At 43.1% G+C, this 22,786-nt stretch carries 10 protein-coding genes; all 10 read right to left on the minus strand.

Translation table 11 applies throughout. The annotated features are described in order from the left end of the window. Positions 1–55: 55 nt before the first annotated feature. The 10 genes from V7K45_RS04360 to V7K45_RS04405 all read right to left on the minus strand — a co-directional run bounded on the left by V7K45_RS04360 (position 56) and on the right by V7K45_RS04405 (position 22,548). The gene (locus V7K45_RS04360) at positions 56–2,617 is read right to left on the minus strand and encodes a CHAT domain-containing protein (protein ID WP_335000768.1); all 2,562 of its coding nucleotides are present in this window, start codon (positions 2,615–2,617) and stop codon (positions 56–58) included. A gap of 649 nt (positions 2,618–3,266) precedes the next feature. Beyond that, positions 3,267–4,367, minus strand: a complete 1,101-nt coding sequence (locus V7K45_RS04365; protein WP_335000740.1) for a calcium-binding protein — start codon at positions 4,365–4,367, stop codon at positions 3,267–3,269. A 581-nt stretch (positions 4,368–4,948) separates the two neighbouring features. Then, positions 4,949–8,290 (minus strand): S-layer family protein, encoded by a 3,342-nt coding sequence (locus V7K45_RS04370; protein ID WP_335000742.1) that lies wholly within the window; start codon positions 8,288–8,290, stop codon positions 4,949–4,951. Between the two features lie 124 nt (positions 8,291–8,414). Beyond that, positions 8,415–12,161, minus strand: a complete 3,747-nt coding sequence (locus V7K45_RS04375; protein WP_335000744.1) for a two-partner secretion domain-containing protein — start codon at positions 12,159–12,161, stop codon at positions 8,415–8,417. A gap of 249 nt (positions 12,162–12,410) precedes the next feature. Next, entirely contained in the window at positions 12,411–16,703 is a 4,293-nt protein-coding gene (locus V7K45_RS04380) for a two-partner secretion domain-containing protein (RefSeq protein ID WP_335000746.1), read from the minus strand. A 478-nt stretch (positions 16,704–17,181) separates the two neighbouring features. Then, positions 17,182–17,334 (minus strand): hypothetical protein, encoded by a 153-nt coding sequence (locus V7K45_RS04385; protein WP_335000748.1) that lies wholly within the window; start codon positions 17,332–17,334, stop codon positions 17,182–17,184. A gap of 28 nt (positions 17,335–17,362) precedes the next feature. Next, positions 17,363–18,865, minus strand: coding sequence for an HlyD family efflux transporter periplasmic adaptor subunit (locus V7K45_RS04390; RefSeq protein ID WP_335000750.1), 1,503 nt, complete (start codon positions 18,863–18,865; stop codon positions 17,363–17,365). 55 nt (positions 18,866–18,920) lie between these two features. Next, complete coding sequence (locus tag V7K45_RS04395; protein ID WP_335000752.1) at positions 18,921–21,140, minus strand: peptidase domain-containing ABC transporter; 2,220 nt, start codon at positions 21,138–21,140, stop codon at positions 18,921–18,923. A gap of 166 nt (positions 21,141–21,306) precedes the next feature. Then, positions 21,307–21,861, minus strand: a complete 555-nt coding sequence (locus V7K45_RS04400; RefSeq protein WP_335000754.1) for a hypothetical protein — start codon at positions 21,859–21,861, stop codon at positions 21,307–21,309. A gap of 339 nt (positions 21,862–22,200) precedes the next feature. Beyond that, entirely contained in the window at positions 22,201–22,548 is a 348-nt protein-coding gene (locus tag V7K45_RS04405) for a hypothetical protein (protein ID WP_335000756.1), read from the minus strand. Positions 22,549–22,786: the final 238 nt, after the last annotated feature.

A 22,786-nucleotide genomic window follows, 5' to 3' on the forward strand; every position in this document is an offset into this window, starting at 1 on the left:
GTACCACACTCCAAAAGGGCAATCTGTAGAAACTTCAATAAGTGGATAGAATTTGTCAAAGCCAGTTACCAACTAAAACATAAGGTGCCCAGTAACCAGGACGACTGTAATTGGGATAATCTTTTAACAACTTTACTTGGGCACGACGCAAGGCTTCAGCCTTTGTCACCTTAGTTTTAACTAACTCACGATAAAATTCACCAATTAAGATAGCAGTAGATTTATCGCTGATATGCCATAGTGAAGCCAAGGTACTACGAGCGCCGGCTTTTACGGATGCTCCTGCTAGCCCTAGCGTGGCGCGATTGTCACCAGTAGCGGTTTGGCAAGCACTTAACACCAGCATTTCCAAGGCTTCTGAGCGAGTTTGATCCCGACGGCGCAACAGGCTATCAAATTGCGTGACGTTGATTGGCCCATCATCTGCAAGTATAAAAGTATTCTCAACATTGGAGCTAAATTGACCGTGGGTTGCCAGATGCAACACATTAAATGGCACAGTATTTACTTTACTCTCTAGGTTCTTGCTGTTGAAGTCTCGATCTAGTAACTCGGTGGTAGAGGCGATCGCTTGGGAAATAGAGTCGAATTCTGATTTAATTTCTGGTAGCGGTGGAAATTGCTGTTGAAAGCCTTGTGGTGGTTGCACTAACCCGGCAGCTAGCACATTGAGTTTTGTTTGTGTCAAGGGTTTGAGTGCGAGTAACTGGAGTCCTAAGCTAAGGGCTACAGCGTATTTTTCTACCAGATATTGCTGACCGTCATACAATATTGCCATTGGCACATTTCGCAATATACCATCCAGTACAAATACAAGGGTTTTGACTCCACTATCTTTTAAATCTGACTCAATTTCTTTGATTAACCACCCATAGACTTCTTGTGATAGCGCCTGCACTTCCTCATTCCGATCGGGTTCTAATAGATACTCTCTGAGTTGTTTTATAGTACCTTCTACCTCATGCTGGGACTTATTAACTGTATAATTACGTAGTGGTTGTTTAGGGATTTTGACTATCACTTGCAGTTGATCGGGCAGAATAATTGGATAAATAATTGCGGCTGTGGGATTATCTTTATCTACCACTGTGTCAAGCAAAACAGTTTTGGCATTAATGCAAGCTTCCCGGAAAAAGTCGTCTAATTCTGCTAGTTGCAGTGCTTCAATTCTCTGTCTAGCTTTGTCTAAGATTGGTTCGCTCGGATGAGTTTGCTGAAACTGCAACAATAATTCTACGGACTCTCGATATACAGGTTCTACACTTTCTTTAAAGGAAAACTGGACATCTCGATTCACAACTACTAAGTCACTACGGAGAGTCTGCAACTCACCGATCGCAGTATCATAGCTAGCAATAGCACCCTCAATTTCTTTCTGCTGTTTTAACAAGCGTCCCAACTGCCAATGCCAACGATAAGCGATATCTGGGGCGTTGATTGTTTGGGCTATATTCAGTGCCTGTTGGGTGAGGTTCTGGGCTATTGACCATTGTTTAGTTTGTTCGTATACACTACCCAGAGTCCCAAGGGCAAAGCTCTCGGCTCGTTTATCTGCCAAATTTTGAGCTTGTTGCAAAGCTCTTGCGCAGATTTGAGCGATCGCTTTGGGTGTAGTCCCAAATTTCATCAAGCTTTGAGCTAGATTAATCTGCGCATAAATAGTTGTCACAGAAGCAGGTAGTTGTGTCAGTTGAGTTTGGATTTGCGGCAATAGTGTCTGTACGGCGGCTGTTTGTCCCGCGTTCACTAGTAAGTTCAACTGATTAACTTGAGCCTGAACTTTGCTAATCGGGTTAGGAGCGATCGCAGCAGCTTGCTGATAGAACTCTATTGCCCCTTTAAAATCTCGCTGTACTTGTGCCGTGTTGCCTAAACTGAATAAAGCCGCGCTCACATCCTGGGGAGAATCCAGTTTTTGGGCAATTGACAAACTTTGCTGTAATACCTGACGAGATTGATTCAAATCTCCGGCTAATTGCAGAGCATTCCCGAAAGACCGTAATTCTACTGCTTTACTGACTGAATTAGGTTTTGATTGTAACTCCTGCTGCAATTGAGTCAAGATTGTCAAACCCCGACGGTAAAATCCCAAAACTTGCCATGCTTGAGCTTGATTGATGCGATCGCGGATAATGCCATTGCGATCGCCTAATTGCTTATGGCTGGCTTCCGCACGTTGCCAGGTGTTAAGTGCCTGTTCAGCTTGTCCTAAGTCTAGTTGAATGCTACCTTGAATATCTAGAACTGGAGCCAAAACCTGAAGATTTTCAGAATTAGAAGATTTTTCGAGCAACTTCAAACTATCTGTAATTGCCTGTTGCGCTGGTGGTAAATTACCCAGTTTTTGATATGCCAACGCCAAATTACTTAATGCCACAGCTTGCTGTAATTCATTGCCTTGACTGCCAAAACTTTTAACTGCTTGTTGCAAAACTCTAACCGCTTCTGCAAACTTTCCTGCCTCATATAGCACTTTACCCTGTTGTAGCAAGTCTTGTGTTTGTGCAGGAGGATTTTGGATTGAGACTCCAAGAGTTGCGATATGTTGTCTCTCTAAAGTTGCAGCAACAGGAAAAGCAGTAACGGACAAAAAAGCTGTCACCACAACCAAGAGCATGAAAACAGGCAACTTATGGATTTTAAAGTGATGAATCAACCATATCTTAAATCCGTCACATATCCGTTGCCACTGATTGTTTTTATGAATCTTGGGTTTCATCAGAATTCCTCCCTTGAATCTTGGAGTAACGAATTATTGACCACAAGACATGGCAGAGAGAATAAAAGAATTTTGCACAGATTGAGCCACGGTTAATTTAATTTCATCATAGATTATCGTCTAGATGGGAGTTAAATTTTATAAACTTAAAGCAACAAACGTAATATTGCTACTAATACCTTGTCTTAAAGGACACGCTACGCAAACACTAATCTACTTTGATATAGAAAAAACCTAAGAGGTTGTTATAAAAGTGTTTTGCTGTGCTTTTTATCACATTTTTACCCCCTTAATTCTCCCTTATAAAGGGAGGAAACAAGAAATCAAGTTCCCTCCCCTTTATAAGGGGAGGGTTAGGGTGGGGTAAGACCTTTAAGATTTGACACTACTATTTGATTTTTGGATCTTTGAAAAGATACGTAGGGGAGCCAGTAGTATGGATTTCCTATTTGAGCAGGGTACTGGCGTTGCGTTAGCGTTTCGCGCAACGCACCCTACAAATCTTAATTTTGTTCAAAAATCAAACCGGATTGATACAAGTCCCGTTTTAAACTAGAACGATGTCAACACTAGGAAGAAATCCGCTTCCTAAGTTGGTTTGGAGAGAGGCAAATTGAACCGATGCGATCGCATCAAATGGAGTGAAAGACAAAGCACCTGTGGCGTTGTTATAACTAAACTGACTGGTAGAACTCGCACCAAATCCAACTTTAGAAATCTGAATTTTATCTCCTTCAAAGTACTTAAAGTCTGCAATGTAATCAATTCCATCAGACAGAGAGTCGAAGACAAATTTATCGGCTCCACTTCCTCCCACAAGGTAATCGTAGTCTTTACGACCATTTAAAATATCATTGCCATCGCCTCCGTAGAGAGAGTCATTGCCTTCCCCGCCATTGAGAAAATCATTGCCACTGTTGCCGTCAAGAATATCGTTATCCTGCTGACCGAAGAGAAAATCATTGTCACTACCCCCATAGATGGTATCTTTGCCGTAGCCTCCCAAGAGAGAGTCATTACCACTGCCGCCATCAAGATAGTCATCGAAAGCCCCTGCATTCAACGTATCGTTGCCACCATTGCCGTATAGGGTGTCAGTGGTATTGTTGAAGGTAAAATTATCAACTCCGTTACTGCCATTGAAGGAAATTTTTTCGATGTTATTGAAGGAAAAGCTGTAGGGATCGCTGACATTAGAGTAGTCGACTACGAGTAAATCAACGCCCGTGCCGCCATCTATATAATCATTAACTCCAGACCCAGGATTAAGGGTATCGTTGCCATCGCCTCCGTAGAGAGAGTCACTCCCACTGCCGCCATTAAGATAATCATCGAAAGCCCCAGCATCCAAGATATCGTTGCCACCATTACCGTATAGGGTATCAGTGGTATTGTTAAAGGTAAAATTATCAACTCCGTTACTGCCATTGAAGGAAATTTTTTCGATATTATTGAAGGAAAAGCTGTAGGGACTGCTGACATTAGAGTAGTCGGCTACGAGTAAATCAACGCCCGTGCCGCCATCTATATAATCATTAAGTCCAGACCCAGGATTAAGGGTATCGTTTCCTCCAAATCCAAAGATACTATCAGTAAAAATACTACCGATAATATTGTCATTTCCGTTAGTTCCACTATAGGTGGGCATTTTAATTATTCCTCTGAGTAGTAAAAGTAAAAGGTTTTAGTTTTTTGGTTTCAGTAAGGTCTATCTGGGGTGATATTTCATCCCAATCAGACGCAATTGGAAGTCCGGTTTTAGCTCGACTTTATCGGTTTTGTTGGCAACAAGATATCTGCAACACACCGCTAAATAAGGTCTACGCTATCCCTGAAACCTTTAAGGGAAGGTAGTTTTACTTAAAAAGTATTTGCCTAAGAGCCAGGTTTTTTATTGAATAAAGTTGAGCTAAGTGAATCTCCCTGCTGAACTCATATACGATGAGTTCTATTTTTTATGCACCCCAGCAGAAATTTTCTATTATCGGTCGATAGACAATACTTCTCGCTTTGTGCATTTTTAACTCGGAATCGGGTTTGGGGTAAAGGGTAAGGGTTAAAGGTTTTTTCTTTTCCTTTTCCCTTTCCCCTTTTCCCCTTAACCGAGAAGTATTGGGTCGATAGATTTCTTGCAGAAGTTGCTTTTGCAAGATGTTGGAGAAAGGTTAAAGGTTACTGGGTTTGGGAAAATTCCATACCTTTACCCTTTACCCCACAATGCCAAGAAGTCTATTGACTACAAGACATGGCAGAGGGAATAAAAGAACTTTGCCCAGATTGAGCCACAAGCATAATATTACCGTTACCATCAACAATCCATCCTTGAGCCTCGACAATGGGATCGGTAGATTTGGTCATAGATGCAGTAGATGATTTATCCGTAATGGCTGTTGCTTGTGTGGGCAAATCTACCCAACCAGTAATCACTGCTCGTCCTCGCAACGGTTCATTAGGGCTTTGGGGTAATCCACCGCGTCCGGTGGCGATAAAGCTGCTACTGGCGTTTTTTCCTCTTCTAGGAGCGCAACCTTGGGCAATTTGTTGGGATGCATCTATGAGATTGGAGGGTAGTTGAGTTAAGCCGCGACTGGGGTCAGTATCAGGACTGTTTATAGTTACTTCGCCACTGACTCCCAATTCCGAACTTGCTGTAATGTCACTGTTTTCGGTTGGGCTTTTTTGCGGCAGAATACCGAAAATACCGTTTGTTGTAATATCAACTCTACCACCAGTTCCAGTGAATGCGTTAGCGCTGATATCGCTATTTTCTTTGGGAACTGCAACTATAAATCTTGAGTTGATCTTGATGTTACCGCCATTGCCACCTAATTTTTCTGTTCCTGCGTTGGTGGAGATTTGACTGTTGCGGCGGACTAAGAGTAAGTCGCTGTTGACGTTGATGTTACCACCGTTACCGGATGCAGATTCGGCGTTGAGTTTGCCTTGGTTATCTAAGGTAATTTTGGGTGAGTTGATTTCGATGTCGCCTGTAATTCCTGAACTTGTAGAACTGACAAATAAGCCACTCTTAGCACCGATATTTGCTACGCTGCCAGGAAATTTAGTAATCCTGTCATTGTAATTAAGGTCACTACCTCTAATAATCACTCTGTCAGTAGCATTGACTGTAATTTTACCTGCACGTCCATTGCTTGAGGTAGTAGTGAGTTGCCCACCACCTGTTGCTTCAAAGACATTTGCATTCACACTAATATCGCCACCCTTGCTATCATTGTAAGTGCGTGCATCTAATAAAGCACCATCTCGTAACTTCAACAAACCAGTATCAATGAGAATATTACCTCCATTGCCTACTGTACCTCTTTCCACATAGCTGAAAATCCCACTGGAAAAACTATTTTTCACACCAGCAATATCAACATTTTTCACACCAGCAATATCAACTTCCCCAGTAACTTTCACATTCACATTCCCTGCATCCCCTGTTCCTGCTGGTTGAGTATCAGATGCACCAGTAGTCACAGTTATCAGTTGAGCGCCATCTTGTACTGAGAGGGAAGCAGCATTGATGTCAATATTGCCACCTTTACCCATACCCCCTGCATCCACTTGGGTGAAGATGGCAGCATTACCTGCAAGGGAAACAGCATCTTTTGCAGTTACTGTCACATTCCCCGCATTCCCTTGTCCACGAGTTACGGCAGAAAGTTGAGCGCCATCTCGTAACTTCAACAAACCAGTATCAATGAAAATATTACCTCCATTGCCTACTGTACCTATTTCCACGTTGCTGTAAATTCCAGTAGCAGTGAAAATGTTAGCAATATTAACAATACCTCCAATATCCACTTCTTTGGTAACTTTCACATTCACATTCCCCGCATCCCCCCTACCTGCTGGTTGGGTTGCAGATGCACCACTAGTCGCAGTTACTACTTGAGCGCCATCTCGTAGTGTCAGTGTTGCAGCATTGATGTCGATATTACCACCCTTACCCACGCCCCCTACTGCTACTGCACTGAGGATGGCAGTTGGTATATCTGCAAGGTCAACAGCATTTTTTGCACCTATTGTCACATTCCCCCCATTCCCCTCTCCATAAGTTGAGGCAATAAGTTGAGCGCCATCTCGTAATGAGAAGTCACCAGAATCGATGGTAATATTACCCGCATTACCAACTGTTCCTGTATCCAGAAAACTGCCAATCGTACTGAAAAAACCGTTTTTCTCCCCAGTAATCTCAACTTTCCCAGTAACTTTGATATTGACATTACCTGCATCCCCTTTTGCTGCTGGTTGGGTATCAGATGCTTCGCGAGTAATGGTTAACAGTTGAACGCCATCTCGTAGTGTCAGTGTTGCAGCATTGATGTCGATATTGCCTCCTTTACCTACGCCTCCTGCTTCCACTGTACTGAAAATGCTAGCGTTAGCTAGGTCAACAGCATTTTTTGCACCTACTTTCACATTCCCTGCATTTCCCTGACCAGAAGTTGAGGTAACAAGTTGAGCGCCGTCTTGTAATGAGAAGTCACCAGAATCGATAGTTATGTTACCTCCATTGCCTTTTGATCCCAAACGCACTAAATTGCGAATTCTGCTCTCAGAACCTGCAATTTTGATTTTACCCGTAGCTTTGAGGGTAATATCCCCGGCAACACTTTCAGGTGTACCCAAACCTTGCCCGATACCAGCAGAAAGAAGACCTCCTCCTAATATTTCTAAATTACGGGCATTAACTGCAATATTACCGCTGCTAGCACCAGTCACAAATACACCCGCTTGATTATTAAGTAATACATCTGTACGAGTCACATTCTCAGGAAATTTCAAGCTGAGATTATCCTTATTAAAAAGAAGATTGACATTTCCAGGTGCTGCTAACCCTCCTAACTCAACTCTCCCACCAAAAGCATTTAACTGGCCGCCATCCATGCTGACATTACCGTCCACTAGCAGCAAACTTTGACCATCTGCTACACGTAGACCAAAGGCATCAAAGCCGGACTTATTTAATCCTGCTGGTGCGACTGAGTTATTTTGAATCGGCGCAGCAGTAATTTGATTGAATAGCAAAGCTGAAGGATTGACTGTCAATAATGCAGGACTATTTGGATTGTCAGCACTGAAAAAACCTTGATTGCTAAACTGTATTGCATTGGCAGTAGTCGCTACAAAAGAACCACCAATGTTCAGCGAGGCATTTTTACCAAAAATAATCCCCGAAGGATTAATCAGAAACAGGTTAGCTATACCATTAGTGCGAATTAACCCATCAATGTTAGAAACTGACTTACCCGTTACCCTGCTAATGATGTTCTGAATGTCTTGAGCATTATTAAAGAAAGCAGTGCTTGCAGTGGGAACGGAAAACTCACCAAAGCTGTGGAACAAATTGCCACCCGCTCTGGTTCCTCCTTCAATAATTCTGGTGTTCCCTTCTAGTGTGACGGTGGAATTATTCGGTAGAGTGCGATCGGGGGTAATCTGAGCAAAAGCGCAATTTGCCCAAAAAGCTGCGATCGCAATTCCCATCCCCACAGAAACAGCAATGATTGAATGAAGGTTAGTTTGTATAGTGGTGGTGATGGGTATTTTAGAACGTGTCATCGCTTTGGCGATTCGCTTTAATGCTTTGGCCTAATTTTATTTTGCTAAGAGTAGTGAAAAGTAATAACTTTTCTGAAGAAATACTTAGATAAATAGAAATTCCTCCCCCGATTGGAGTAACGAATTATTGACTACAAGACATGGCAGAGGGAATAAAAAAACTTTGCCCAGATTGAGCCACAAGCATAATATTACCGTTACCATCAACAATCCATCCTTGAGCCTCGACAATGGGATCGGTAGATTTGGTCATAGATGCAGTAGATGATTTATCCGTAATGGCTGTTGCTTGTGTGGGCAAATCTACCCAACCAGTAATCACTGCTCGTCCTCGCAACGGTTCATTAGGGCTTTGGGGTAATCCACCGCGTCCGGTGGCGATAAAGCTGCTACTGGCGTTTTTTCCTCTTCTAGGAGCGCAACCTTGGGCAATTTGTTGGGATGCATCTATGAGATTGGAGGGTAGTTGAGTTAAGCCGCGACTGGGGTCAGTATCAGGACTGTTTATAGTTACTTCGCCACTGACTCCCAATTCCGAACTTGCTGTAATGTCACTGTTTTCGGTTGGGCTTTTTTGCGGCAGAATACCGAAAATACCGTTTGTTGTAATGTCAACTCTACCACCAATCCCTGTAAAGGCGTTAGCAGTGATATCGCTATTTTCTTTGGGAACGGCGACAATGAAAGGGCTATTAATGTTAATGTTACCGCCATCCCCACCGAATTCGCTACTGCCAGCAGTGGTAGAAATTTGACTATGATTGCGTAGTAATAATAAGTCTTGCAACTTCAGGGCAATATTACCACCATTCCCCAATCTGGTTATGGCGGCAATCGCTCCTTGGTTATCCAGACTCAAAGAACGAGCTTGGATCTCAAGATCGCCTGCCGTCCCCGCTCCAGTACTACTGACAGTGACTTCACCTCCATCCCGAATACTCATCTGTTCAGTCTCAATCTTTAAACTTCCCCCGCTACCAGTACCTTCTGGCGTTACCGCAGCGCTGATTTGGCTGTTAAAGTTACCATTTGGTGATTTCCCAACGACTTCTACAGATTTCGACGCATGAATTCGTAATTTACCTGCATTGCCCTCTCCAGCAGTCCCAACCGATACTGTTGCACCACCTCTTACACTTAAGCGATCGGTTTCGATTGTTAAATCGCCACCGTTGCCTCTAGGTGGAATCACTTGTTCATCTGCGTCTATTTCAACACCTGCATTGATCCCTGTAGCAAAGAGGTTATCAACAGGTGTATCAAATACCTCTACCTCAGAGGCATGAATTGTGAGATTACCAGCGTCGCCTTGACCAAAAGTAGCGACTTGCACTTTGCCTCCATGACTGACACTCAAGCGTTTTGTCTCAATAGTCAAGTTGCCACCGCGACCCTCACCTTCAGTGTTTACCTGAGCGAATAAGCCAGCAGGATTTTCAATATTAGAACTCGATTTGATTTTTCCGCTTACTTCCACTGAATCGGTAGCGCGAATAGTCAAATTTCCTGCAAACCCTTTACCGAAAACACTGCTTCCCACTTGACTATCAAGGACAGTCATGGTGTCAGTGTCAATGGTTATGTTGCCTGCATTTCCTGTGCCAAGAGTGTTTGCTGCGATCGCACTTCCATTCTTGACATTCATTATCCCAGATGCAATAGTTATGTTGCCTGCATCTCCTGTGCCAAAAGTGTTAGCTGCGATCGCACTTTCATTTTCAGTAAGTAAGCGATCGCTGCTAATATTTATATTTCCTGCTTTTCCTGCACCAAAAGTTCTAGCCGCCAATTGTCCGCCATTGGTCAGCAAAAGAGAACCAGTGGTGATATCAATACTACCCCCTTTAGCAAAAGCATCTTTCCCTTGGTCGGAGGCATCTCCGACATCGCTCAAAACAACACTGTCATCAAAGGAGACGCTATCGGTGGCATTAATCATCACACTGCCAGCATCTCCCAGCCCTAAAGTACTGGCAGATAGCTGTCCTTCTTGGACAATCAACTGATTGGTATTAATTGCCAAATCTCCTGCTTTTCCTGTACCCCATGTTTGAGTCAACAAGCTGCTGGGAAAAGGAAATACACTATTACTATTAGTAGCAGTGCCAATCATTTGAACTGATTGGGAGGCATTTATATTCACATTTCCTCCAGCCCCACTACCGTTAGTTACAGCTGAAATAACTCCTCCATCTTGGATTAACAACTGATTGGTGTTAATCGTAATCTTTCCTGCGGGCCCTGTGCCGTATGCATCAGAACTGATATTGCTAGGATACCATCCATCAGGAAACTGTGGAAGAATCGCAGTACCAACTAGCTGCACTGATTCGGCAGCATTTACTGTTATATTCCCTCCAACCCCCCTACCTTCGTTGTCAGTTGTGATTCCGGCTCCATTTTGGATGAGTAACTGTCTAGTATTAATCGTGATGTCTCCAGCATCTCCGGCTCCATTAGATGCGGCAAATATACCAGTAGAGCCTAAATAGGGATTATCTGGAATACCGATTACTTGCACTGATTCCGAGGCATTCACGGTCAAATTTCCTGCCACACCTTCACCGGAGGTAGAAACCGATACTTGCCCTCCATCTTCGACGAGTAACCTAGAAGTTTGAATTGTTAGCTTTCCTCCTTTTCCTGTCGCGCCAGAACTACTCTGAGTATACAAGTCGCTGCCAAACTGGCCGCTAACTGTCAGACCTGCCACTTGTACAGACTCTGAGGCATTTACTGTTAAATCTCCCGCCGCTCCTGCATTGTATGTACCAGATGAAATCTTTCCTCCTGCTAAGAGTTGTAACTGTTTGGTGTTAATTGTCAGGCTTCCTGCATCTCCTGTCCCAAAAGTTTCAGCAAATAAACCACTGCGAATTCCATCAGGTGATTCTCCAACGACTTGCACTGAGGAAGCATTTACACTCAATCCTTTTCCAGGTAGTGCTCCAAAAGTGCTGGCTTCAATCTTGGAACCTCCACTAACTGTAACTCCTTTACCCCACACCTGAATAGCACCGCCACCTTCGCCACTGGTACTGACCAAGGCTTGATTACTGAGTGAGATATCGGCTTTAGCTACATTATCAGGAACAGTCAAACTCAAATTATTACCATCCACATTCAGCCCGACTGTCCCTTGACTTGCAATTCCTGCCAATTCCACTCGCCCACTCGGAGCATTCAATTGACCTTCATTGATGGCAATTTCTCCACCCACTAATAGCAAACTCCGATCGTCTGGTACTCGTAGACCAAAGATATTATCTCCTGCTGGTGCAATTGAACTGTTTTCAATTCTGCCAGCCTGAAGTTGATTGAATAGCAAAGCAGAAGGATTAACTGTTAATAATGAAGAAGGAGTTTGAGGATTAGTTGCACTAAATTCTAAGCCATTGCCGAACACAAAAGAATTCGCCGTACTTGCTACAAAGGAACCCGCTACATCTAGTCGTGCATTGTTCCCAAATAAAATACCATTGGGATTGATAAAAAACAAATTTGCACCACCATCTACCCCTAAAGTGCCGAGAATATTGGATAAGTTACTTCCCGTCACCCGTGTGAGAATATTGGAGATTCCTGTGGGATTGGCAAAATAAACACGCTGCAACTCACCCACATTGAATTCCTGGAAACTATGGAACAGGTTTGCACCGCGAGTTGCTCCACCATCAATCCGGTCAGCAGCACTACCTTTAATATTGACATTGGGAGTGATTTTTGAAGAGTTATTACCCAATGTTCCATCAGGGATAATCTGGGCTAAAGCGTGATTTTCACCATAAAATATGCCATGAGCAAGCACTCCAATAATGCTAATAGCTTCTAATAAATTTGAGTGCCAATTCCTATGTTTACAGGTTGTCATATCAGAACCAGCCTCGCTTGCTCATTGCCTACCTGTGAATATCCAATTTTCTTACGTCACGGCTTCGAACCACATATTCAAGGGTTTTCTGCTAGCCGTATTGATAAATTTTTCTACAATTAATTTCAGCAGATATTTTAACTAGATCGAAGTAAAGTTTTAAAAACTTAAAATTAGGTAATGCATCTGATTGTTTTGATCGCTCTTGAGTTTCATCGTAATTCCTCCCCCGATTCATGGAGTAATGAATTATTGACTACAAGACATGGCAGAGGGAATAAAAAAACTTTGAGGAGATTGAGCCACGAGCATAATATTGCCATTAGCATCGACAATCCATCCTTGAGCCTCGACAATTGGATCGGTAGATTTGGTCATAGATGCAGTAGATGATTTATCCGTAATGGCTGTTGCTTGTGCGGGCAAATCTACCCAACTAGTAATTACTGATCGTCCCCGCAACGGTTCATTAGGACTTTGGGGTAATCCACCGCGTCCGGTGGCGATAAAACGACTGGTGTTTTGTCCTCCTTTGGGAGTGCAACCTTGGGCAATTTGTTGGGATACATCGACGAGGTTAGAGGGTAGTTGAATTAAGCCGCGACTGGGGTCAGTATCTGGACTGTTGATGGTTACTTCGCCACTGACTCCCAATTCCGAACTTGCTGTAATGTCGCTTTTTTCGGTTGGGCGTTTTTGCGAGAGAATACCGAAAATACCGTTTGTTGTAATGTCAACTCTACCACCAACCCCTGTAAAGGCGTTAGCGCTGATATCGCTATTTTCATTTGGAACAGCAACGATAAATTTTGAGTTGATATTGATATTACCGCCATTACCACCTAATTTTTCTGTACCTGCGTTGGTGGAGATTTGACTATTGCGACGGAGTAAGAGTAAATCGCTTTTGAGGTTGATATTACCACCGTTACCGGATGCAGATTCGGCATTGAGTTTACTTTGGTTGTCTAGGGTAATTTTGGGTGAGTTGATTTCGATGTCGCCTGTGATTCCTGAACCTGTGGAACTGACAAATAAGCCACTGTTAGGGCTAATATTTACTACGTTGTCAGGAAAGTTAGTAACTCGGTCATCATAACTAAAGTCACTACCACTAATTATTACTTTATCAGTAGCGTTGACAGTTATTTTACCTGCACGTCCATTGCTTGAGGTAGCGGTAATGAGTTGTCCACCGTTGAGTGCTTCAAAAATATTTGCATTTACCGTAATATAGCCACCCTTTTGATTATTTCTAGTGCGTGCATCCAGTAACGCCTCGTCGGAGATGCGAAATATATTGGTGTTTATGGTAATATCGCCACCAATGCCAGTGGAATTAAAATCAGTAAATGTGAATAAACCACTAGAAAATTTGCTCTGTTGATTACTTCTAGAAACAGTTATTGTATTTTTTGCATTGATGCGAATATTCCCTGCATTCCCCACTCCTGAAGTTGAGGCAATAAGTTGAGTGCCATCTCGTAATGAGAAGTCACCAGAATCGATGGTAATGCTACCGCCATTCCCAACAGTCCCCGTTTCCACATTGCTGCGAATCCCACTGGGAAAACCGTTTTTTTCCCCAACAATATCAACAGCACCTGTTACAAAAACATTGACATTGCCTGCATCCCCCCGTCCTGCTGGCTGGGTAGCAGATGCACCACGAGTAATAGTTACCAGTTGAGCGCCATCAGTCAGTGACAGTGTTGTAGCATTGATGTTGATATTGCCTCCTTTACCTACGCCTCCTGCATCCACGGTGCTTAAAATGTCACCATTTGCAAGGTCAACAGCATTTTTTACACTCACTGTTACATTCCCCGCATTTCCCACTCCTGAAGTTGAGGCAGAAAGTTGAGCGCCATCACTTAGAGAGAAGTCACCAGAATCAATGGTAATGTTACCTCCATTGCCAATTGTTCCTGTGTCCACGAAACTGCGAATCCCACTGGACAAACCGTTTTTCTCCCTAGCAATATCAACAGCACCTGTTACCAAAAGATTGACATTGCCTGCATTCCCTCTTCCGGCTGGTTGGGTAGCAGATGCTCGACGAGTAATAGTTACCAGTTGAGCGCCATCAGTGAGTGACAGTGTTGTAGCATTGATGTTGATATTGCCTCCTTTACCTACGCCTCCTGCTGACACGGTGCTGAAAATGCTACCATTTGCAAGGTCAACAGCATTTTTTGCACTCACTGTTATATTCCCCGCATTTCCCACTCCTGAAGTTGAGGCAGAAAGTTGAGCGCCGTCTCGTAATGAGAAGTCACCAGAATCGATAAAAATGTTACCCCCATTCCCAACAGTCCCCGTTTCCAAAAAGCTGCCAATCCCACTGGAAAAACCGTTTTTCTCCCCAGCAATATCAACAGTACCTGTTACTTTAACATTGACATTGCCTGCATCCCCCCGTCCTGCTGGTTGGGTGGCAGATGCTTCACGAGTACCGGTTAGCAGTTGAGCGCTATCAGTGAGTGACAGTGTTGTAGCATTGATGTTGATATTGCCTCCTTTACCTATGCCTCCTGCTTCTACGGTGCTGAAGATGGCAGCGTTATCTGCAAGGTCAACAGCATTTTTTGCACCCACTGTCACATTCCCTGCATTCCCCACTCCTGAAGTTGAGGCTTGAAGTTGAGCGCCGTCTCGTAATGAGAAGTTACCAGAATCGATGAAAATGTTACCCCCATTCCCAACAGTCCCCGTTCCCACATTGCTGAGAATCCCACTGGGAAAACCGTTTTTCTCCCCAGCAATATCAACAGTACCTGTTACTTTAACATTGACATTGCCTGCATCCCCCCGTCCTGCTGGTTGGGTGGCAGATGCTTCACGAGTACCGGTTAGCAGTTGAGCGCTATCAGTGAGTGACAGTGTTGTAGCATTGATGTTGATATTGCCTCCTTTACCTATGCCTCCTGCTTCTACGGTGCTGAAGATGGCAGCGTTATCTGCAAGGTCAACAGCATTTTTTGCACCCACTGTCACATTCCCTGCATTCCCCACTCCTGAAGTTGAGGCTTGAAGTTGAGCGCCGTCTCGTAATGAGAAGTTACCAGAATCGATGAAAATGTTACCCCCATTCCCAACAGTCCCCGTTCCCACATTGCTGAGAATCCCACTGGGAAAACCGTTTTTCTCCCCAGCAATATCAACAGTACCTGTTACTTTAACATTGACATTGCCTGCATCCCCCCGTCCTGCTGGTTGGGTGGCAGATGCTTCACGAGTACCGGTTAGCAGTTGAGCGCTATCAGTGAGTGACAGTGTTGTAGCATTGATGTTGATATTGCCTCCTTTACCTACGCCTCCTGCTTCTACGGTGCTGAAAATGTCAGCGTTACCTGCAAGGTCAACAGCATTTTTTGCACCCACTGTCACATTCCCTGCATTCCCCACTCCATAAGTTGAAGCTGCAAGGTAAGCGCCGTCTCGTAATGAGAAGTCACCAGAATCGATAGTAATGTTACCGCCATTGCCTTTTGAATCCTGACTCACAAGATTGAGAATCCTACTCCCGGAGTCAGCAACTTTGATTTCCCCCGTAGCATTAAGCGTAATATCCCCCGCAGTCGCCTCTGGTTGACCCAAACCAGAGGCGATACCAGCAGAAAGCTGGCTCCCTGCCAAAATATCCATATTGCGGGTATTAATTGCAATATCACCGCCGCCAGCAGCTTCTACATACACACTCGCTTGATTGGTAAGTGACACATCTGCACGAGTTACATTAAGAGGAAATTTCAAGCTAAGATTATCGCCATTAAAAAGAAGATTGACATTTCCAGGTGCTGCTAACCCCCCTAATTCAACTCTCCCACCATAAGCATTTAACTGACCGCCATCCATGATGACATTACCACCCACTAGCAGCAAACTTTTATCATCTCCCACTCGTAAACCAAATGCATCAAAACCTGCGAGGTCTGTTCCTGCTGGTGCAATTGACCTGTTTTCAATTCTGCCAGCCGGAAGTTGATTAAACAACAATGCCGAAGGATTAACTGTTAGTAATGAGGAAGGAGTCTGAGGATTTGTTGCACTAAATTCCAACCCATTGCCAAACACAAAAGAATTCGCCGTAGTCCCTACAAAGGAACCTGCTACATCCAAACGTGCGTTGTTCCCAAATAAAATGCCATTGGGATTGATAAAAAACAAATTTGCACCACCATTCACCCCCAAAGTGCCGAGAATATTCGAGATATTACTTCCCGTCACCCTTGTGAGAATATTTTTAATTCCCGTAGGATTGGCAAAATAAACACGTTGGGATTCTCCGACATTGAATTCCTGGAAACTATGGAACAGGTTTGCACCGCGAATTGCTCCGCCATCAATTCGGTCAGCCGTCAGTCCTTTAATATTAACATTGGGAGTGATTATTGAAGAGTTATTACCCAATGTTCCATCAGGGGTAATCTGGGCTAAGGCGTGATTTTCACAACAAAATATGACATGAGCAAGCGCTCCAGTAATACTAAAAACTCTTAATAAACCTGAGAGCCAATTCCTATTTCTACAGATTGCCATATCATAACCAGCCTCACCCGCTCATTTCTTATCTGTGAATATGCAACCAATTTATTGATAAATTTTTATACAATTAATTTCAGCAGATATTTGAACTAGATAAGAGTAAAGTTTTAAAAACTTAAAATACTGAGTAACATAATGTTCTGTTAGTTCCATCAGAGACTTTTCGGCTTCTAAGGCTCCCTGAGTCAGATTAGTTTATTTATTACAAAAATCTTGAATGGCTTTATGTAAATTCTTGGGGTTTGCCTGAATTCAATCAACGACTGCCCGAATTCAATTAACGACTGCCCAAATTCAATCAAAGACTGCCCAAATTCAATCAAAGACTACCCGAATTCAATCAAAGACTACCCAAATTCAATCAACGACTGCCCGAATTCAATAAACGACTACCCGAATTCAATAAACGACTACCCGAATTCAATAAACGACTGCCCGAATTCAATATAGGAATTTAGCAAACTTGCTTTTATTAAACACAAAAGCGATGGCTTTGCTTTGCCATCGCCTGCCGTAGAATGCCCGTACCCCTACGGGGAAGCAAGCTACGCGTAGCGTCTCCTTTAGGAGAAAGGCTGTAGGGCGATCGCAAGAATTGAACTGATGCAAAGCGTAGACGCTGCATCGGTGAGGGAGTCTCCCAAAAGAAAAAGTTACAAATCACTAATCAACCTTGCCTTACGGAGGAAAAATTGCAGCACAGTTTCTTCACGGGAAATAATATCAACCCTACCCTCCATACCCAATTGAATGTGACATTGGTTTTTCCCTTTACCTAAAACCAGAGTTTCCGGTTCAATTGTGACTTCATAGAAAGCACCAGGCGCAGTAGCTTTTGGGCTAGTAGTCCCATTCATTGATGTATTTGTGCCATTCTTTTGAGGAGCGATCGCATCTGGAGAAATCGTCTGCACTTGACCATTCAAAGTACCATAATCTGGGTAAGGACAAGCGCTGACTCGCATTTGGACTTTTTGACCAATTTTTAACTTACTTTGCTCATCTGATGCCACCGCAGCCTTCAAAACTTGAGGTGCATCAGTGGGGACAATTTGCAATATTTCCTCGCCAGCACGCACAGTTTGACCTGGGTTTCGCAGATTGAGTTGGGAAATGATACCATCGGCGGTAGCTGCGATCGCGGTTTGAGCTAAATCTATTTTGGCTTGTTTGAGTTCGCTAATATCATGCTCTAACTGCTTTTCAATTTCAATCCGTTGGTTAACTAAGGTTTGGCGTTCTTTTTCTAATGTTGCTTTGTTGCTTTCCCCTCCGGCTTTTTCTTGAGCGATTCTCTCAGTAGCAACAGTTACTGCTGCATTACTTGGATTTACAGCAACTTGGGCGCGTTGTCTTCTCGCAATCACAGCAGATACCGCTTGTTGTAACCGTTCAATTGTCTGTTTTTGCGCCTCCACTGCTGCTTGTTGCGCCTTTACCGCTTGCTCTTGCTGTCTGGCAGATAATTGTGCTTCTTCCAATTGATCTTGAGATAGCGCCCCTTGGTTAGCTACACTCTCATATCGCTTCTGTTTTGACTGGGCTACACCTAAAGCAGCTTCAGCAGCATGGAGATTTGCTTGTGTTGTTTTTAACTGTGCTTCCCCAGCTAGCAATTCTTTTTCAGCAATTTTGACGTTAGCATCAGCTTCTTGGAGTTCGGAAACAGTGGTGAGATTTTTATCTTGATATTCCCGACGGCGACCGCTCAATTCGGCTTGAGCGCCAGTAATAATCCGGTTAAGGCGGTCAGTTTCGGCTCGAATCTGACTATTAAGGGAGCTAATCTGGGCATTAATTTGCACTAGTTGTAACTTAGATTGTTGAATACTCGTTTGCAATTGGCTTTTTTTAGTTTGCAGACGGGAGTCATCAATAGTTGCGATCGCATCTCCTTTTTTGATAATTTGATTTTCTTTGACATAAATGTGCATAACCTGACCTTCTGTCGCCGCTTGCACAATTCGCAATTCACCCGCCGGACGCACAACCGCCTGTCCTTGGACTGTAACCTTATACTTACTAATAGCAGCAAGTGGCACAGCTAATCCGAGAACGCAGAGAATAAACATTCCGCCCCATGTTGTCCAACGAGTAATTGGTGGGAGAAATTCGTTTGTTTGAATTGGGGGGAGAAAATTTGTGTTGCTAACCATAATGTTTTACGAATTACGAATTAGGTTGCCGAGTAAAGCCAAGGTACGAATTATCTTAATTAATGATGGCAGTCTTGCCGTTATGATGAGCCGGGGAAGATATCAACGCCAACCCATTATGAGAAGGGAAAATATCATCTAAGAAATCTAAATGTTCGCCAGGTAAAGAGCGCAATTCTTCTGGTGTCCCTTGGATTTTTAAGCGTCCTTGTTCTAAAAATACAATTAAATCTGCTCTCTGTATTACCTTGGGACGGTGACTAATTAAAATAGTCGTTTGATTGTGGCGATGGGCTAAAAGTCTATCTAATACTTGTCTTTCGCTTACTGGGTCGAGTGCGCCCGTGGATTCATCTAAAATTAAGATCGGTGGCTGAGTAACTATGGCTCTGGCTATAGCTAATCTTTGGCGTTGTCCACCGGAAAGATTTGCCCCAAATTCTCCTAAAACAGTTTGATATTTATCAGGGAGTTTGCTAATAAATTCATCTGCACCTGCAATTTGACAAGCTTTAACAATTTCTTCAAAACTAATATGGGGATAGCTAAAGTTGAAGTTATCAATAATCGAACGACTCCAAAAGTGGGGTTCTTGAGGAACTAATACCACTTGTTGACGCAAACATTCTAAGGATAAATCTTGCTGATTATAAAAACCATAACGAATATTGCCAGACTCGATTTTATATAAGCCTGTGAGCAATTTTGCCAGGGTACTTTTACCACAGCCAGATTTGCCAATTAAAGCAATAACTTTACCGCCAGGAATAGTTAAGGAAAAATCTTGTAGGAGGTCAACTCTACCTGCGTGATGAAAGTTAAGTTCACTGCAAGTTATATCTGCATTGCCAGGAATTTGTGCCCAAGGCTTTTTAAAATCATTGTCGGATTCTGGGGTAGCGTCAATCACTTCTGTCATCCGTTGCAGGACTATCTGGGCTGTGATAAACTCATCTACTAAACCGATCGCAGCACCTAAGAAGCCAAGAAAGTTGCCACTCATGCCGTTATATGCCATTAATTGACCGATTGTTAAGGTGTGATTAATGACTAAATAGCTACCCATCCAAAGGATACCAATACTAATGAAGGTAGAAAGAATGCCAGTAACTGTACTGCTATACAGTCCCAGTTTCATCGTACTCCAGCCCAAATTGGCAAGGCGACCATAATTCCCTTGGTATTCAGACCAAGCTTGGGGAGTGGCTTGGGTAGTTTTTAATACTTGGATGCCGCGAAATGTTTCTACCAAAAAGCCTTGGTTTTCTGTACCAGAAACAATCAGACTTCGGGTTTTCTGGCGCATCGCGGGTAAAAAAAGCAGGTTAACACCCGTGACAACTATAAATGCAACTATGGAAGCGAGAGTTAGTTCCCAACTGTAAAAGAGCATAAAACCCAAGGAAATTACCGCAATAAAGAATTGACTGGGTAATCCTAGGACAATTTGGGACACTAAGTTATTGATGGCTTTGACATCGGCAATGCGGCTGACGACTTCTCCACTGCGTCGGCCTTCAAAGTAGGATAGGGGTAAATGTAAGAGTTTGCGTCCGTATTCTAAAATTAGTCCTAATTGCAATTTTTGACCGAAGTGACCGATAAGGTGAGATTGGACTAAACTAATGGCGCTTCTAATTAAGTTCATGGCGATAACGCCAATGGCGACAGTGGTTAGTAGTTGGGTATCACCTCGTACTAAGACATCATCGGTGAGCAGTTGCATCATAAAGGGAGATGCCAAAGAAAGCAGTCCAATAGCGATGTTAATGGCGATCGCTTGAGCGAGAATAGAACGATAGGGCCAAACCCGTTGCAGATATCTTCCCAATCCGCCAATTTTATCTGATTCTTGTTGATAAAAGCGACTGTCGTCTGGGGTTAGCAGTAACATGACGCCATTACCCCAACCCGCCATTAACTCTTGACGGGTAAGATGACGAATACCAACACCAGGGTCGGCGATGACGTATTTTTTGCCTTTCTGCCCGTATAATACGACCCAGTGGTAGCCTTTCCAATGGATAACTGCTGGTAAGGGAGCTTGATGTAATTGGTCGATTAATTGGGGACTGGCTTTAACTTGGCGGGCGTTAAATCCTAATACTTCTGCACCCCGTTTCAATCCTAGCAAGGATGTTCCTCTAGAACCTGTGCCTACGGCTTCTCGGACGCGGTTGAGGGTAAATGTGCGTCCGTAATGTTTGGCAATGGTTGCAAGACTTGCTGCACCGCAGTCTTCTTCGCTGTGTTGAAGGACTATTTGGTATTTCATCTTCTGCTGCAATTATGAGGGAGAAAATAAAGTCGGGTAATTTGATATCATGTCCGACTTAAGGGACTTCCAAGAAATAAATTATCCAAATAAACGCAGACGCATTTGCGCAGCGTCTCGTAGAGAAGTGGCTTGCCGCAAGCTAACACTCCAGACATAATTCTGGCTAAATAGGGTTGAGGATTACGTCATTGCAAGATTGGAACCACTTAGAGCCGCCAAAACCCCCAGTAACGTAGTTTCTGCTAAATTCTGGGACACTTCCGTTCCAGCCTGGTGGAACACTCAAATTAAGAATTCCTCCAGAGCGGATTCCACCTCTAGGGACATCAGCCCATTGCCCGATAACCGTATCGCCAATTCTTGTTCCCTTGTATACATTAGTCCAGGTTCTGCCATCATCAGCGCTCATTCCCAGCCACCAAATTTCATTGCCAATTTGCCTAACGTAATAAGTGCCTCCGTCATCTGAATGCCAAATTCCATTGAAGTCTCCAGAGGCAATACATAGAGCTTGCACTGGCTGGTTTAGCACTAACGGCATGGTTACAACTGAACTCGGAATCACTGACAGGGCTACAAGTGTTGATAATCCAAAACCAAATTTTTTAACTTTCTCTTTTTTTGGCGAAGGTATTTTTGCCCCATCACTGTTGGTGTCTATATTGTTAGATATTACATCGCCATTGGCATCGTAAGTATAAGTTGTAGTTGAGGTCATAAATTTGTGTTCCTTGATAACTAACCTCGGAAATCCAAATCAGTAAATCCACTTGAGAATTGCACATTAGCCTAAGCATTTTTTGTGGTATTTACTCGTTCAATCTTTTTGCACATCACTCTTTACGACTCCTTTGAGTTTTTATGCACTTAGAGCAGAACTATTTTGAAAAATCGGGTAAATCCTTATGCATAAAAAAATCGGGGCACTTGCCCCGACGTTATATTGGATTCAGTTTTTTATCCCAGATTTTTGAGTAGTTAGCTTTTTGATCTGAACTGAGATAAGACAATCTAACCTCAAAAATTCAAATCAGTAAATCAACTTGAGAATTGCAGATTAGGCTACTCTATAGAGTTCGATATCATATGGATTGCCAGGAGTATTTAGGTTATCTTGAAACTCATACACTCCTCCATCGGCCAAATTATATTTTTTGTATAGCTCGTAGCCATCTCGACCGTCAGAGTCAAACTCAATGATTCCTCCACTGTAAGCAGTCCATATACGATCGGAGCCAGGTTCTGGATACTGTGTTCGTGTACCATCGACAGCGTAGGGGATATTGTATCCTGTTTTGTTTTTAACTTCAAAAACTTCGTAACCGCCACTAATTGTTTCAGCAGCTTGTTCGTCAAGTTCTTTAATTAAACCAAAAGATTCTAGGCAGCTTTGATTAGTTAACATGGTTTTTCTCTCTTTGTTAATTAGGTGATGCAGAGATAATTAGGTAACTTTTAAGAAGTTGCATATTTGTGGGATGAATTTGTGCTTGTAACCATCGAAATTTTGTTTTGTATTTGACGAACTTATTCAATGATTCCGCTAGTTCCCAAAGAAAGCATCTTTTTAAATGACCTTCTCTGCATATCACTCTCTACGATGACTTTTAGTCTTTATGCACTGAGATCGGAAAAATTTTGAA

The sequence above is a fragment of the Nostoc sp. genome (genome assembly GCF_036917375.1).
Classification (GTDB): Bacteria; Cyanobacteriota; Cyanobacteriia; order Cyanobacteriales; family Nostocaceae; genus Nostoc.

Excerpts from the sequence above, each read along its gene's own strand:
- V7K45_RS04365 (WP_335000740.1), bottom strand. The coding sequence starts at position 4,367 with ATGCCCACCTATAGTGGAACTAACGGAAATGACAATATTATCGGTAGT.
- V7K45_RS04360 (WP_335000768.1), bottom strand. The coding sequence starts at position 2,617 with ATGCTCTTGGTTGTGGTGACAGCTTTTTTGTCCGTTACTGCTTTTCCT.
- V7K45_RS04385 (WP_335000748.1), bottom strand. The coding sequence starts at position 17,334 with ATGCAGCGTCTACGCTTTGCATCAGTTCAATTCTTGCGATCGCCCTAC.
- V7K45_RS04380 (WP_335000746.1), bottom strand. The coding sequence starts at position 16,703 with ATGGCAATCTGTAGAAATAGGAATTGGCTCTCAGGTTTATTAAGAGTT.
- V7K45_RS04370 (WP_335000742.1), bottom strand. The coding sequence starts at position 8,290 with ATGACACGTTCTAAAATACCCATCACCACCACTATACAAACTAACCTT.
- V7K45_RS04405 (WP_335000756.1), bottom strand. The coding sequence starts at position 22,548 with ATGTTAACTAATCAAAGCTGCCTAGAATCTTTTGGTTTAATTAAAGAA.
- V7K45_RS04400 (WP_335000754.1), bottom strand. The coding sequence starts at position 21,861 with ATGACCTCAACTACAACTTATACTTACGATGCCAATGGCGATGTAATA.
- V7K45_RS04375 (WP_335000744.1), bottom strand. The coding sequence starts at position 12,161 with ATGACAACCTGTAAACATAGGAATTGGCACTCAAATTTATTAGAAGCT.
- V7K45_RS04390 (WP_335000750.1), bottom strand. The coding sequence starts at position 18,865 with ATGGTTAGCAACACAAATTTTCTCCCCCCAATTCAAACAAACGAATTT.
- V7K45_RS04395 (WP_335000752.1), bottom strand. The coding sequence starts at position 21,140 with ATGAAATACCAAATAGTCCTTCAACACAGCGAAGAAGACTGCGGTGCA.